Below are 14,228 nucleotides of genomic sequence, written 5' to 3'. Positions count from 1 at the left end.
CTGGGAGCGCGTCACCTCCGGCCCTGTTTCCCTGGACCGGGGCCCCAGCCGAACGCGCCGGACGGGCGAGCCGCAGGGGCGGCGTGTCCTGGGAGGCTGGACAATCGACCCCGATGTCAAGCACCCGGGGTGGGGACCAGCTCCCCCTTCCCCTTCCGTTCACCCGCCGCCAGCAGGCGGAGCACATCGCCCGGCGCACCGGATCGGTCGCCTCCCGCGTCCTCGCCGTGGTGCTGCGCTGGGCGCTCCGGCTGGTCCTGCCGCTGGCCTGTGCGGCTGCGGCGCTGCGTGCGTTCCCGTACGAGGCCACCGTGCAGGGCGTGCCCTTCGAGGTGCGGGGCACGCTGCTCAGCCGGCCGGGGCTCAGCGCCGACACCACGCTGGGCAGCTGGGAGTTCCCCGAGGTCAGTGGCGTGCCCTTCGGCGTGCACATCAGCCCGGTCGACGTCGACGTCCTGCAGCTCACCCGGCTGGCCGGTGGGGACCTGCCCGGCTTCGTGGAGCGGATGCAGGCCGACTTCGCCGCGCAGGTGCCGCGGATCGCCACCTGGCTGATCGCCGAGCTCATGCTGGGCCTCCTCGCCGGTCTGCTGATCGCCGCGGCGATCAACATGTCGGTCCGCTACCTGCGGGGCCGGCCGCGCCGCCCGGACGAGCTGCGGTACCGGGCACTGCAGGCCGCGGGTGCCGCCGCCGTCACGGTGGCCGTCGCCGGGTACGGAGTGCTGAGCTACAACCCGAACTGGGTCCGCGACTCCCAGCTGACCGGCACGCTCGCCGCGGCGCAACTGTTCCCCAGCGAGCTGAGCGCCTACTACAGCCAGTCGAACAAGGCGCTGGACGTGCTCGGTTCGGTGGTCGGCATCCAGGCGGCTCTGCAGGCGCAGATCGACGACGCCCAGACGCCGGAGACGGCACTGCAGATCATGACCATCTCGGACATGCACCTGTCGGCGAACTACCCGCTCGCGGCGCGGTACGCGGACAACTACGACGTCGACCTGATCATCAACGCCGGCGACGAGAGCGCGTTCGGCACCCGCCAGGAGCTGACGCCGGCCTACCTCGAGGGGATCACCGCCCTCACCTCCGTCGCCCCGATGCTCTGGGTGGCCGGCAACCACGACTCCCCGGCCACCGTGGAGGTCATGCGCACCATCCCGGGGGTGACGGTGCTGGGCGACAAGGTCGCCACCGCGGACGGCTACGAGGTGACGGCCGGGGTCGTGGAGGCCTACGGGCTCACCGTGGCCGGCCTGTCGGACCCGCGGGTCTACGGCGGCCCCGGCCGGTACGGCGCCGATGCCGCCGACGTGGTGGAGCCGTTGCAGCGCGAGGCGGTCCGGGAGGCCCTCGGCGTGCGGGAGGACGAGGAGATACCTGCGGACGAGGAGATCACCGCCGACGGCGACGCGGCTGCCGGTGACGACGGTGTCCCGGCCGACGGTGCGGCGGCAGCGGAGCAGGGCGCCCCCGTCGGCGATGGGGCGGCCGTGCCGGACGGCGTCGTCGCTGCGGCAGGGGAGGCAGCGCAGGGGGGAGCGGACGACCTGGGGACCGTCGACGTCTTCACCGTCCACGAGCCGGTCGCCGCCGAGGAGCTGCACGAGGTGCTCCCCGGCCGAGTCCGGCAGACGGTCTCCGGCCACGTACACCGGCAGAACGACAGCTCCGAGCTCCAGGACGAGGACGGGGTGATCGACCTCGTCGAGGGGTCGACCGGTGCCGGTGGCCTGGACAACATCGTGCGCGGGGATGGCCGCCCGCCGATCCAGTTCAGCATCGTGTCGGTCGGCACCGACTGCCAGTTCACCCGGGTCATCCGCTTCTCGATCGAGTCGACGCAGCCTGCGCTGGTCGCCCCGCCCGCGGCGGACTCGCCGCAGGACTTCGGCGACGACGTCACCTCCTCGACGGTCTACTTCCGTCCTCAGGACGTCGAGCCCGACCGCAGCTGCGGCACTGAGCTCGGGATCAGCGACGAGCGTCCCTGGCCGCTGCCGGAGTGACCGTCCGCTGAGGGACCCCCGCCCCGGCGGTCCCCCGGAAGGGTGGACTCCGGTGCCCTGAGCCGTCCGGGCCACCGTCCGGGCTCCCCGGGACCGGCCACGGCACTGATCATGATCGGTGCCGTACCGGGCCCGGTGTGGCCGGGACGGAAGGTGGTCGGTCGGTGTCCGCAGGCACCCTGCAGCGTGTCCAGGTGCCCGGCGAGGCCGTGCCCGCCCGGCGGTCCTGGCCCCGGCGGGTGGCGCGCCGCCTCGGTGCGCTCGGCGCGGTGCTGGTGGCCCTCGGCGTGGTCGTGCTCGGCGTCGGCTGGGCGAGCACGCCGGCGGTCGACGACGCCGCGGCCCGCGTCGCGGCGCACCTGGCCGAGAACGACGCGCCCGCGTTGCAGGTGGAGCCTGCGCCGGCCTTCGTGCAGGCACTGCTCGCCACCGAGGACGCCGGCTTCGCCAGCCACCCCGGGGTGAGCCCGACCGGTGCCGTCCGGGCGTTCTGGGGGCTGCTGTCGGGCACCGACCAGGGTGGGTCGACGCTGGTGCAGCAACTGGCCAAGAACGTCTACCTGGACGGGGAGAACGGCCCGGTGCAGAAGGCCGAGGCCGTCCTCCTCGCCGTCAAGCTGGACGCCACGTACAGCAAGGACGACCTGCTGCGGATGTACCTCGACAACGGGTACTACGGGCACGGCTTCGTCGGGCTGCCCGCAGCCACCGAGGGCTACTTCGGGGTGCCGCCCGACCAGCTGAGCTGGGCGCAGTCGACGCTGCTGGCCGGTCTGTTCCAGGCGCCCACCGCCTACGACCCACTGGTGCACCCCGACCTCGCCGCACAGCGGCAGGCCCACGTGCTGGACCGGCTGGTCGACGAGGGCGTGCTCACCCGCGCCGCGGCCGACACGATCGCCGCCGAGGACTGGGGCATCGTCGCCGGCTGAGCGGCCGCTTTGCCTCCTTGCTCCGCGGGACGGGACGGGACGGCTAGACCCGGGCGGCTCAGGTCATCGCCGAGGGGACGACGGGCTCGTCGCCGGGCGCCCGTGGTGTGGGGGTAAGCAGAGCTAGGCGCATGTCGCCTAGCGGGTTGATCACCGCTACCTCGCCCTGGACCGCGTGCATCAGTAGGTCGACCACCCGGAACGTGTCGCCGTCCGGCCCAGCGCGGGTCGCCAGCCGGCGTCCCGCACGGTCGAGCCCCGGCTGCCCTTCATGACCCGGGCAAGACCTCGGCCACGATCCGGCCGCCACCCCGGTCATCCGGCCGCCGTTGCGCTTGGTCTCGCGCAGCACGCAGACCCACAGCTGTGTGCGCGTGAGCAGCTACTCATCCTGCCCGGAGGTGAGCCCGGTAACGACTCGGCCGTCGCCGGCGAGCACCGGCTCCCGGGCGGGCGGCTCAAGACAGAACAGGTTGGCCGGCCGCTGCCAGGCCGGCCAGGTCGACCATGGTCGGGCGCTCGAGGTTGCGGGAGGCCAGGTTGCGCTTCATCTCTGGTGGTCGACGGACCGTTGCGCCGGGTGGTCGGGGAGCTTTCCTTGCCCGTCCCCGCTCGGGTCACTTTGGAGCATCTCGCTGGTGAGCTGGTCTGGTTCCTGGTGACCAGGCCGCCCGCGCGTGCGGGTGCGGGTGCGGGTGCGGGTGCGGGTGCGAGCCGGCCTCGGGCAGCCCGATCGTCACTCCCTGGCTAGGCACCTGACAGCTGATGCGTGAATCTAATGGCCTGACGGCACGAGCGGTACGCGCCGACGGGCAAGCATCTACTGTCAACTTCTTACCAACGGCGTCCGAGTTCATAGGCGCCACACCGGAACTATGCCAAGCTTGGCCATCGGCGAGCGAGACCAGATAGCCTGAATCGGTGAAGTTGGAGCCTTGGGAGCCAGATCTGCGGACGTTGCTCGCTCGAGTCGATGAGGGGGAACTCGATCTACAGCCTGACTTCCAGCGAGGACTCGCTTGGAATGCGTCCAAACAGCAACGCCTGATAGATACGATCCTCCGTGGCTGGTCAGTGCCCCCGCTGCATCTGCTTGTCCTTCCTGAGGAACAGCTTGCCGTATTGGATGGACAGCAACGACTAAGAGCGGTCGTCGCGTTTGTTTCGGGACAGCTGCGCGTTGGTAAGTGGGCCCCGGAAGACGACAGTGTGTGGGATCTTGAGGGAGCAACCTATGGGGACCTACCAGACGTTGTGAAACGTCGCGTGCAAAACTACAAGTTGTCGTGTTACCGCCTGTATGACTATGAGCCAGATGAGCCCTATGAGCTGTTCTTTCGGCTCAACTTGCCGACAGGTCTGACGCAGGCGGAGAAGCGTAATGCACTCGTTGGAGACAGTCGGCGGCAGGTAAAGAACTTGGTGGAGCTCGCCGAGGCCGTCGGTTGGCATTCTGAGTCCGTTGGGTTTGTGAATTCCCGCATGGCCTACGACGATACGATCGCACGGGCATGTGCCTACGTTGAGGCGAACACGCTTCGGGTCTCGCTTACGCCACGCGAGCTTGAGAATCAGTATCGCAAAAAGGGTGGATTCTCCGAGTCGACGATTGACACGCTCGACCGCGCCATCCGTCTCATGGCGGACGCGCTAACGTTCGACCCATTCGGGCCGCGCTTGAATAAGGCGACTCTCCTTACGTGGCTCTTAGCTCACTGTCGGGCCGTGCGAGATTACGGAGCCTCGTTTGAGCTTGGACCTGCACTCAGCATGATCGAGAGAGGCAGGGCGGCCGTTAGAAGGCCAGGTGCTGAGGTCATCCCGCCGGAGTTGGGGCCTCGAGATGTTGCAGCCGCATATCTCGACGTCTACAACGATCGTGCCAGCTCGCGTGTTACGGACGTACTTTCGGTTGTCGCCCGAGATGCGGTTGTTTGGCGCCTGTGTGCGGAGGTGGTGCCAGAAGTGCGAGAGCGGCAGGCTGTGGCCGACCTTCTTGATCAACTGAAATCCGCTGAAGCCGAAGTTGCCGACCTGGAGTGGAAACTCCTTCAGCTTCTCGACGATCCCCGTGTATGGGGAGGGCTGTCATGAAGGTTGCCGCCCGGGATGATGCGTGGCGCCGCGTTGGAGCCGATTGGCCAGACGCATTGCAGCCGATGCAACTTGAAGTCTTCGCCGTGCCGGGCATCGAGCCCACGGTTGTTGACCTTCAAAATGGCCTGACCGTGCTCTGTGGCGTAAACGCTGCAGGAAAGACTCGCTTGCTCTCGCAAGTTGCTGACGCGCTTGAAGGAAAGGTGTCGGGGGTATCTTTGCGGCTTCCCGGGCCGTCGCGACAAGTGCAATTCGTTGACACGTTCTGGCTGATCCAGAAAACGAGACTTTCTTTCGCTAATGATGCGGCGCTCGGTGAACGCATCGATCAAGCTGGCCTCACGCCTATGAGAGCGGAGGAAGTGCGACTCGCCTCCTATCTTCTTGGTAGGAATTATGACTCTATTCAGCTCGCGGAGATGGAGGCCACCGACGAAGATCAACAGCTGATTGACATGGCGCCCAGCGACCCGCTAGTCAGTCGGGCTTTGGGATTTCTTCCCGAGGTGGTTCCCTACTTCGTCGTTGAGCGAGGAGGTCTCCAGTTCTCCTCACCTCAGCTCAGTCAAGGTGAGCTTGCGGGGCTAACCCTGCTGTGGGCCCTGCGGCAGCTGGACGCTTCATCGCTGGTGATTATCGACGAGCCGGAGACCTTTCTATCCCCTCATTCGGCACAGAAGGCGCTCGACGTAATTGCACACTTTGTTGGACTGAAGCAGTGTCCTGCACTGGTAAGCTCCCATTCCTATCTCGGATTGGCGATGGCCCCCCCGGAGCATCTGTTGCTCATGCGGCCGAGTGGGTTGGTCAACGTCTCCCTGGCTGTAGCGGACCGACCTTCACTTTGGGCAACGCTTAGGTTGACTGCGCCGAAGACTATCGTGTTCGTTGTCGAGGACGCTGCGGCTCGACAGTGGTTGCTATTCTTGCTTCACCGCCTATCCTTCACTCATCTTGACGTGGCTGACGTCTGGGTTGGTGGCGATCGGGACGCTGTTCGTGACGCGGCCCTATTCCCCTCGAGGTCACCCAGTGCCACCATGGCCGTGTGGGGGGTGCTTGATGGTGACGAGCGGCAAGTGAAGCGAAAAGGGCGACAAGGCAACCTGTTATTTCTGCCTGGAGATCAGTCGCCGGAGGAGATTATCGCGTCCGCTCTGCTAAAGGACGAGGTCGATGTCCCCGGCCTGAATATCGCAGACGTAACCGAGGCGTATCGGATCTTTGAGGGCGGGAACCCCCATGACGTGGTCGTCCAAGTTGCTACGCGACTCGGTTGGAACCTTGCCAGCTTCCGGCACGCGGTCTGGGACGCTTGGCTGCATCAAACAGTAGAGGGACAACAGTTTCGTCTCGATCTGATCGAGGCGCTGAAACAAGTGCAACCGCCAGCTGCGATGGCGTGAGGCGGGACTGGCTGGTCGAGCGGCTTGTAGGGGAAGCCTAGGCTAAGTGAGCTGATGCTTGGAACGGCCTTGGCGGCCGCGAAAGTAGCGAGTAGCTGACCGGTGGTCGGCGTTCTACGGAGACGCCGACCACCGGTCAGTCGCCCTTAACGTTGACGACCTGCCGCAGCGTGTGCCGGACCCCCACCAGGTCGGCCGCGTCGGCCATCACCTGGTCGATCGGCTTGTAGGCGTCCGGGTGCTCGTCCAGGAACGCGTCGGAGTGCCCCCAGGCGATCCCGGTCATCCGCTGCTCCAGGTCCGCCCGGCTGAACAGCCGGCGGGCGGCGTTGCGCGAGTGGTTGCGACCCGCACCGTGCGGAGCCGACATCAGCGCGGCCGGGTTGCCCAGGCCGGAGACGACGTAGGACGCCGTCCCCATCGAGCCGGGGATCAGCCCGGCCTGCCCCTTCCGGGCGCTGATCGCGCCCTTGCGGGACAGCCACACGTCCCGCCCGTCGTGCTGCTCACGCTCGGTGTAGTTGTGGTGGCACTGCACCGTCTCCAGCCGCTGGACGTCGTCGTCGAGGAACCGGCCCAGCTGGTCGACGACCCGGTCCATCATCTCCTCGCGGTTCAGCCAGGCGAACCGCTGGGCCCAGCGCAGCGCCTCGAGGTAGGCGTCGAACTCCGGCGTCCCCTCCTCCAGGTACGCCAGGTCGCGGTCGGCCAGCTCGATGCCGAGCGCGCGGCACCGCTCCTGGGCCCGGCGGATGTGCACCGAGGCGAGCTTGTTGCCGACCCCGCGGGAGCCGGAGTGCAGGAACAGCCAGACCCGGTCCTGCTCGTCCAGCGACACCTCGATGAAGTGGTTGCCCGAGCCGAGCGACCCCAGCTGCAGCGGCCAGGTGCCGGCGGCGCCGTCGGCCTGGGCGACGCCGGGGAGCGCCCGGAGCTCGGCGACCCGGGGCTCGGCGGTGGGCCGCACCGCCTTGTTGTTCCGCCCGGCCGACAGCGGCACCGAACGGGAGATCTGCCCGTGCAGCACGGACAGGTCGCGGCCGGTCAGGTCGGCGGCGTCGAACTGGGTGCGCACCGCCATCATCCCGCAACCGATGTCGACCCCGACCGCGGCCGGGATGATCGCGCCGTCGGTCGGGATGACCGAGCCCACGGTCGCGCCCTTGCCCAGGTGGGCGTCGGGCATCAGCGCCAGGTACGGGTGGACGAACGGCATCGCCGCGGTCCGCTCGGCCTGCTCGCGGGCGCCGGGGTCGAGGATGGACGCCCAGCTCAGCAGCCGTCCGTTGATGGTCTCCATGGTCCCTTCCCGTCTCGTCGAACTCCGTTGGGGCCGAAGTCGCGACTGTGGCCCCAGAGGGGAGTCGGTGGTGCCGCGCGGCCGGGGCAGTCAACGTGACTCCGGCTGGACCCGCACCCGGTTTACCCGGCCGAACCCGTGCGAAGCTGCCGGGCGTGCCAGTCACGCGCAGCGCCGGGGTGCTGCTCCACCGGGTCTCCAGCGGCGGCGACGTCGAGGTGCTGCTCGGGCACATGGGTGGCCCGTTCTGGGCACGCAAGGACGACGGCGGATGGTCGATCCCCAAGGGCGAGCACGGGCCGGGGGAGGAGCCACTGGACGTGGCCCGCCGGGAGTTCGCCGAGGAGCTCGGCTCGCCGGTGCCGGCGCAGGAGTTCCTCGATCTCGGTGAGCTGCGGGTGACCAGCGGCAAGCTGCTCACCGTCTTCGCCGCGGCGGGCGACCTGGACGCCGCAGCCTGCACCAGCAACACCTTCGACCTGGAGTGGCCGCCCCGGTCGGGCCGGGTCCAGCAGTTCCCCGAGATCGACCGGGCCGGGTGGTTCCCGGTCGCGGAGGCGCGGGCCAAGCTCGTCAAGGGCCAGCTGCCGTTCCTGGACCGGCTGCTGGACCGGCTGGCCACCCCCGGCTGACCGGGGTCCACCCAGGAGCGGAGGAGGGGGTCCGCCCGGGGGTGCAGGGGGGACGACGGAGGTCAGTGCGCGGGCCGATGCGCGCCGCGGGTGGACTGCGGTCGACTGGGGGAGCACCGCACCCCAGCCGAGGAGCACCCGATGTCCGCACCGCACGCCCCGACGTCCGCCGGTGGGCCGGCGTGGTGACGACGGCGTCCCGGCCCACTTGGTCGCCCGCACCGGCCCCGCGGCCACGGCGGGTGTCCCGGGGGCGCCGGGTGCTGCGCGGTGCGGTCCGGGCCGTGGTCGCCCTCGTCCTCGTCGGGCTGCTCCTCCTCGCCGTGGCCTGGCAGCTGACCCCCGACGTCGGTGACGCCCGGGACCGGGTGGATGCCCGGCTGGTGGCCGCCGCAGCGCCGCCACTGTCCGGGCCACTGCCGGCGCGGCTGTCGGCGGCGGTGCTGGCCACCGAGGACAGCCACTTCCGCAGCCACCCGGGCGTCGACCCGCGCGGTGTGGTGCGGGCGGCCCGTGGAGCGCTGACCGGCGTCGACCTGGGCGGGTCGACGCTGCACCAGCAGCTGGCGAAGAACGTCTACGAGGGCGGGGAGAACGGGTTCACCGACCGGGTCTCCGCGGTGGTGCTGGCGCTGAAGCTGGACCGCACCTGGAGCGAGGACGCCGTGCTCCGGATGTACCTGGACGACGCATACTTCGGGCACGGCTTCACCGGTGCCACCGCGGCGGCGCAGGGGTACTTCGGCGTGCCACCCGAGGAGCTCAGCTGGGCCCAGGCCACGCTGCTGGCCGGCCTGCTGCAGGCCCCGAGCGCCTACGACCCGGTGCAGCACCCCGACCGGGCGGCCGCCCGGCAGGGGCACGTGCTGGACCGGCTGGTGGACGTCGGGGAGCTGACCCGCGCCCAGGCCGACGAGGTGGCCGCCGACCCCTGGGGCCTGGTCGCCGGCTGACCGGCCGGTTTCCGCTGCCGACCTCCCGGGCACCGCCGTCGGAGACAGCACGTGACGACGGAGGGACTCCCCATGCAGGTCGGCTACAAGCTCGCCACCGAGGCGTTCAGCCCCACGGAGATCGTCGAGCAGACCGTGGCGGCCGAGGAGGCCGGCTTCGACTTCGTCGAGCTCAGCGACCACTACCACCCGTGGCTGGAGGAGCAGGGCCACAGCGGGTTCACCTGGTCGATGCTCGGCAGCATGGCGGCGAAGACCGAGCGGATCGGCCTGGCCACCGGCGTGACCTGCCCGATGATCCGGTACCACCCGGCTGTCATCGCCCAGGCCGCCGCCACCGTCCAGCTGCTGTCGGACAACCGGTTCACCCTGGGCATCGGCGCCGGTGAACGGCTCAACGAGCACGTGGTCGGGGGCGGCTGGCCCGCCGTCCGGATCCGGCACCACATGCTCCGCGAGGCGCTGGAGATCATCGACCTGCTGTGGCAGGGCGGCTACCAGTCCTACGAGGGGAAGTACCTCACCCTGGAGGACGCCCGGGTGTTCGACCTGCCCGACCAGCTGCCGGTGATCGCCGTCGCCAGCGGCGGCCCGGGGGCCTCCAAGCTCGCGGCCCAGTACGGGAGCGGGCTGTTCGCCACCGAGCCGAAGGCCGAGCTGGTCCAGGCCTACGCCGAGCACGGGGGCAGCGGCCCGAAGTACGCCGAGGTGCCGATGGCCTGGGCGCCGGACGAGGACGCCGCCGCGCAGGAGGCGCTGAAGACCAGCCGCTGGGCGCTGTCCGGCTGGAAGGTGATGAGCGAGCTGCCCAACCCGGTCAACTTCGACGCCGCCAGCAGCACGGTCACCCTGGACGACGTCAAGGGCCAGTTCTCCTGCGGCCCGGACCTCGACCGGCACGTGCAGCAGGCGCAGCCCTACGTCGACGCCGGCTTCGACCACATCGTCTTCCAGAACGCCGGCCCGGACCCCGACGGTTTCCTGGAGGTCTGCAAGGGCGAGCTCATCGAGCGGGTGCGTTCGCTGACCCCGTCGTCCTGATCCCCGTGCGAGGTGCGCCGTGAGCCGGGAGGAGCGGTGGGAACGCCGTCTGGCGCTCCCCGTCCTGGTCGCGGCCCTGGCCTCGGTGCCGGCGATGTTCCTGACCTTCGCCGGCGGACCGCTGGGCACCGCCGGCCGCTGGGTGGACATCGCCAGCGGCGTCGTGCTCGTCGGCGAGGCGGTCATCCTGCTGGTGGTGGCGGAGGACAAACGCGCCTGGATCCGCGGGCACGTGGGGTTGCTGGCGCTCAGCTTCGCGGTGCTGGTGGCGATCGTGCTCGCCGTCGGACCGGTCCAGCTCTTGCGGCTGGTCCGGGCCGTCGGCGCGCTCCGGGTGCTGCGGGCCGGCCGGATCGTGCGGGCCGCCCGCGAGCTCGCCGACCGCCTGGGGTGGACCGGTCGGGCCGCCGGCGTCTTCGCTGCCGGCGCAGGTCTGCTGGCCGGGGTGTTCGTCGGGGTGGTCCTGGCCGACCCGACCTCGCGCTCCCGCTCGTTGCTCACCTGGGCGCTCGGGCCGGTGAGCCCACCGGTCGTCGTGGTCCTCTCGGTGATCGCCGGCGCGCTGCTGGGCGGGGCGACCTACCTGTTGGCCCGCGACAGCGGCCTGGGGGACGCCCCGGCCGAGGACGAGGAGGACGCCGAGGAGGACGCCGGCGAGGAACGGCCTGCATCCGGCTGAACGAGACCGCCCGGGACCGGTTGAGCGCGAGCTGTGCGGGCACCGTCAGGTGACCAGCTGTTGATCGAGACGAAGGAGGACCACCATGGGCATGCTCAGCAAGCTCACCAAGGGCGCCGCGGCGAAGAAGGCCATGTCGGCTGCGCAGAAGCCGGAGAACCAGCGCAAGATCAAGAGCGCGATCTCCTCGATGCGCGGGAAGAAGAGCGGCGGCACCGGCACCACCCGGCGCGGCTGACCGGCGCACCGCTTCCGTCGGGGCGCGGTCAGGGGCCGTACGGGTCCGGACCGACGTCACCGACGTTGCGGCTGATCGAGCTCAGCAGCTCGATCAGCCGCGCGCGGTCGGCCCGGCTCAGGTCCCCGACCGTGCGCCGCTCGAGTTCGGCCCAGATCTGCTCGACCCGCGGCCGCAGTGCGCGGCCGCTCGCGGTCAGCGACACCAGCACCACCCGCCGGTCCTCCGCTGACCGCTCGCGCCGGACGAAGCCGGCCTCCTCCAGCCTGGACACCGCCTTGACCGCGGTCGGCGGCTCCACCTGCAGCGCCCGGGCGAGTTCTCCGGGGGAGCGGGGCTCGCGCTCCCACAGCTGCATCAGCAGGAGCTCCTGGCCCGGGTAGAGGCCGACCTCCCGCAGCAGCGACCCCGCCAGCGTGCGGTGCGCTCGGGCGACCGTCGGGATCAGCGCGCTGACCGGCCCGGCCGCCGCGACCGACGACCCGTCGTGCGCCTGCTCCTGAGCCAGTGTGCCCACCCCCGGAATGAAACACAGTCGGCTACTGGTCAGCCGACTACAGGAACCCGCCTGAAGCGGTTCCCGGTCCGAGGGAGTACAGCATGGACACGACCACCACCTCCAGCAGCGACAGCCCCGTCGTCGCCGTCGTCGGCTCGACCGGTCAGCAGGGCGGGGCGACCGCACATGCGCTGCTCGACGCCGGCGTGCGGGTGCGCGCACTGGTCCGCGACCCGGGCAAGGCCAGCGCCCGGGCACTGGCCGCGCGCGGCGCCGAGCTCGTCCAAGCCGACCTGCGGGACCCCGGATCGCCGCGCGCCGCGCTCCGTGGCGCCGACCGGGTGTTCGCGATGACCACCTTCGCCGATGAGCGGGGCGTCGAGGGCGAGGTGCAGGACGGCCGGACCCTCGCCGACGCCGCGGCCGAGGCCGGGGTGGGGCACCTGGTCTACAGCTCGGTCGGCGGCGCGGAGCGGGAGACCGGTGTGCCGCACTTCGAGAGCAAGCGGCGGGTGGAGGAGCACATCGCGTCGCTGGGGCTGCCGGCCACCGTCCTGCGGCCGGTCTTCTTCCTGGAGAACCTGACCGCCCAGGGGCCGACGGTCGAGGACGGGGTCCTCGTCGTCCGGCTGCCGCTGCCGGCCGGGGTGCCGTTGCAGATGGTCGCCGTGCAGGACATCGGCACCGCCGCCGCGGCCGCACTGCAGCAGCCCGGCCGGGTGCCCGGCGGCGCCATCGAGCTCGCCGGCGACGAGCGGACCGGCGAGCAGATCGCCGCCGCGTTCGGCGCCGCAGCCGGGTTGCCCGCTCGCTACGAGGCGCTGCCGCTGGCCGTGCTCGGCGGCGACGAGGACATGACCCGGATGTTCCGGTGGTTCGCCGAGACCCCTGCCTACCAGGGCGACCTCGCCGCCAGCCGGGCACTCGTGCCGGACCTGCACGACCTGCCCGGCTGGCTCCAGCGCACCGGCTGGACCCCGGCCGGCTGACCGGATGCGGCGGATCCCGCCGGTGATCGCCGGGTTCCTGCCACCTCGCGTCGGGGACGGGACGAGGGGTGCGGTCGGCGGCCAGACTGCCGTCCGTGGCTCTCGACGACCTCGTCCCCGACACCCCCGCCGCCGCCTCCGCCCTCCAGGTGGCCCAACAGTTCCACTCGCCGGCGCTGCTGAACCACTGCCGACGCGCCCACCTCTGGGCCGCCGCGTACGGCGGGGCGCGGGGGATCGCCTTCGACGCCGAGCTGCTCTACGTCGCGGCCATGCTGCACGACATCGGGCTGGCGCCCGTGTTCGACAGCGCCACCGTGCCGTTCGAGGAGGCCGGCGGCGCGGTCGCCTGGGTCTTCGGTGCCGGTGCCGGGTGGGACGCCGACCGGCGGCGACGCACCGCGGGGGTCATCGTCGCGCACATGGCGCCGGAGGTCGACGTCGCCGCGGATCCGGAGGGCCACCTGCTGGAGCTGGCCACCGGGCTGGACGTCTCCGGTCGCCGTCCCGACGACTGGCCGGCGGACGTCCGCGCCGAGGTGCTGGAGGCGTTCCCGCGGCTCGGTCTGGCCGAGGAGTTCCTCGGCTGCTTCACCGAGCAGGCGCGGCGCAAGCCGTCGTCCCTGGCGGGGCAGTTCGTCGCCGGCGGGTTCGCCGACCGGGTCCGCGCCAACCCGCTGGACCGGTCGGGCGACGCGGGGCGGTGACCGGGGCGGCGGGGACGGGTCCCCGCCGCCCCGGGATCAGGCGTTGAGCCGGCCGGAGGGCTGCTCGGTGAGCCGCCCGGCGGCCAGGGCGCCGGCCAGCACGGCGTCGAGCAGCGGCACCAGGGCAGCGGTGCGCCGGCGGTGACCGAAGACCTCGAGGGTCCGGAGCTGCAGCACGTCGCGGGACAGGCCGCTGCCGGCCCGGCACAGCGCCACCATGGCGTTGGCGATCTCCTGCGGCGCCACCTGGTCCAGCGGGCGGTCGGCGCTGTTGGCCTGGCGGCGGAACCAGCTCCACGTCTCCCGGTCGATCGAGGCCGGCCACAGGAAGTCGCCGTCGACGGCGCTGGCCGGCAGCAGCGCCAGCAGTGCGTCCCGCCGGGCCTCGGTCACCCGGGAGAGCCCGAACGCCGACGCGGTCAGCCGGGCCAGCCGGTCCCGGTGCACCGGCCCTTCCGCCTTGATGCCCGCGGTGAGCACCCGGCGCACCAGTCGGGCGACGGCGGGGTCGGCCAACCGGTCCAGCTGCCGCTTGTCCCCGGCCTGCTTCGGCGCCCACGGGATGAACGGCTGCTCCTCGTCCAGCGGCGTCGGGGCGGCCCGGGTGACCCTGGCCGGCGCCTTCGGCGTCGTCCTGCCGGTGGACATGGTCGGTGCTGCCGGCTCGACGACGGGTGCCGGCTCCGCGACGGCTGCCGGCTCCACGACGGGTGCCGGCTCCGGCTCGGGCTCGACCGCGACGGGCT

14 protein-coding genes are annotated in these 14,228 nt (G+C 71.1%); 11 read left to right on the top strand and 3 right to left on the bottom strand.

Going from position 1 to position 14,228, the window contains the following annotated elements; translation table 11 throughout:
• Nucleotides 1-113 precede the first annotated feature (113 nt).
• The 4 genes from O2W20_RS20315 (at nt 114) to O2W20_RS20300 (ending at nt 6,444) form a co-directional block, all read left to right on the top strand.
• Nucleotides 114-2,009 carry a metallophosphoesterase gene (locus O2W20_RS20315; RefSeq protein ID WP_269173435.1) on the top strand — a complete coding sequence of 632 codons (1,896 nt, stop codon included), beginning with the start codon at nt 114-116 and terminating at the stop codon, nt 2,007-2,009.
• Between the two features lie 164 nt (nt 2,010-2,173).
• The gene (locus tag O2W20_RS20310; RefSeq protein ID WP_269173434.1) at nt 2,174-2,941 is read left to right on the top strand and encodes a biosynthetic peptidoglycan transglycosylase; all 768 of its coding nucleotides are present in this window, start codon (nt 2,174-2,176) and stop codon (nt 2,939-2,941) included.
• A gap of 921 nt (nt 2,942-3,862) precedes the next feature.
• The gene (locus tag O2W20_RS20305) at nt 3,863-5,035 is read left to right on the top strand and encodes a DUF262 domain-containing protein (protein WP_269173433.1); all 1,173 of its coding nucleotides are present in this window, start codon (nt 3,863-3,865) and stop codon (nt 5,033-5,035) included.
• Nucleotides 5,032-6,444, top strand: coding sequence for an AAA family ATPase (locus O2W20_RS20300; protein ID WP_269173432.1), 1,413 nt, complete (start codon nt 5,032-5,034; stop codon nt 6,442-6,444). The genes O2W20_RS20305 and O2W20_RS20300 overlap by 4 nt, the downstream gene beginning before the upstream one ends.
• 136 nt (nt 6,445-6,580) lie before the next feature.
• On the opposite strand, the gene O2W20_RS20295 is transcribed toward O2W20_RS20300, so the two are convergent.
• Nucleotides 6,581-7,744, bottom strand: a complete 1,164-nt coding sequence (locus O2W20_RS20295) for an RtcB family protein (protein ID WP_269173431.1) — start codon at nt 7,742-7,744, stop codon at nt 6,581-6,583.
• Between the two features lie 155 nt (nt 7,745-7,899).
• Between O2W20_RS20295 and O2W20_RS20290 the strand changes: the two genes are divergently transcribed.
• The 5 genes from O2W20_RS20290 (at nt 7,900) to O2W20_RS20270 (ending at nt 11,287) form a co-directional block, all read left to right on the top strand.
• Nucleotides 7,900-8,376 carry an NUDIX domain-containing protein gene (locus O2W20_RS20290; RefSeq protein ID WP_269173430.1) on the top strand — a complete coding sequence of 159 codons (477 nt, stop codon included), beginning with the start codon at nt 7,900-7,902 and terminating at the stop codon, nt 8,374-8,376.
• Between the two features lie 242 nt (nt 8,377-8,618).
• The gene (locus O2W20_RS20285) at nt 8,619-9,329 is read left to right on the top strand and encodes a biosynthetic peptidoglycan transglycosylase (protein ID WP_269173429.1); all 711 of its coding nucleotides are present in this window, start codon (nt 8,619-8,621) and stop codon (nt 9,327-9,329) included.
• Between the two features lie 51 nt (nt 9,330-9,380).
• Nucleotides 9,381-10,370, top strand: coding sequence for a TIGR03557 family F420-dependent LLM class oxidoreductase (locus O2W20_RS20280; protein ID WP_269173428.1), 990 nt, complete (start codon nt 9,381-9,383; stop codon nt 10,368-10,370).
• A gap of 19 nt (nt 10,371-10,389) precedes the next feature.
• Nucleotides 10,390-11,049 (top strand): hypothetical protein, encoded by a 660-nt coding sequence (locus tag O2W20_RS20275; protein ID WP_269173427.1) that lies wholly within the window; start codon nt 10,390-10,392, stop codon nt 11,047-11,049.
• A gap of 85 nt (nt 11,050-11,134) precedes the next feature.
• Entirely contained in the window at nt 11,135-11,287 is a 153-nt protein-coding gene (locus O2W20_RS20270) for a hypothetical protein (RefSeq protein WP_269173426.1), read from the top strand.
• A 28-nt stretch (nt 11,288-11,315) separates the two neighbouring features.
• Here O2W20_RS20270 and O2W20_RS20265 read toward each other — a convergent pair whose 3' ends face one another.
• Complete coding sequence (locus O2W20_RS20265) at nt 11,316-11,804, bottom strand: MarR family winged helix-turn-helix transcriptional regulator (RefSeq protein ID WP_269173425.1); 489 nt, start codon at nt 11,802-11,804, stop codon at nt 11,316-11,318.
• An 83-nt stretch (nt 11,805-11,887) separates the two neighbouring features.
• On the opposite strand from O2W20_RS20265, the gene O2W20_RS20260 reads away from it, so the two are divergent.
• Together O2W20_RS20260 and O2W20_RS20255 are read left to right on the top strand one after the other, a co-directional pair.
• On the top strand, nt 11,888-12,775 hold the full coding sequence (locus O2W20_RS20260; protein ID WP_269173424.1) for an NmrA/HSCARG family protein: 888 nt from the start codon (nt 11,888-11,890) through the stop codon (nt 12,773-12,775).
• Between the two features lie 95 nt (nt 12,776-12,870).
• Nucleotides 12,871-13,482: an HD domain-containing protein gene (locus tag O2W20_RS20255; protein WP_269173423.1), complete on the top strand. Its 612-nt coding sequence runs from the start codon at nt 12,871-12,873 to the stop codon at nt 13,480-13,482.
• A gap of 36 nt (nt 13,483-13,518) precedes the next feature.
• On the opposite strand, the gene O2W20_RS20250 is transcribed toward O2W20_RS20255, so the two are convergent.
• Nucleotides 13,519-14,228: DUF3320 domain-containing protein (locus O2W20_RS20250; protein ID WP_269185526.1), on the bottom strand; the 710-nt coding region annotated here is incomplete at its 5' end.

This window comes from Modestobacter sp. VKM Ac-2982 (assembly GCF_026967935.1).
Classification (GTDB): Bacteria; Actinomycetota; Actinomycetes; order Mycobacteriales; family Geodermatophilaceae; genus Modestobacter.
This window is presented reverse-complemented; position numbering and strand designations above follow the sequence as displayed.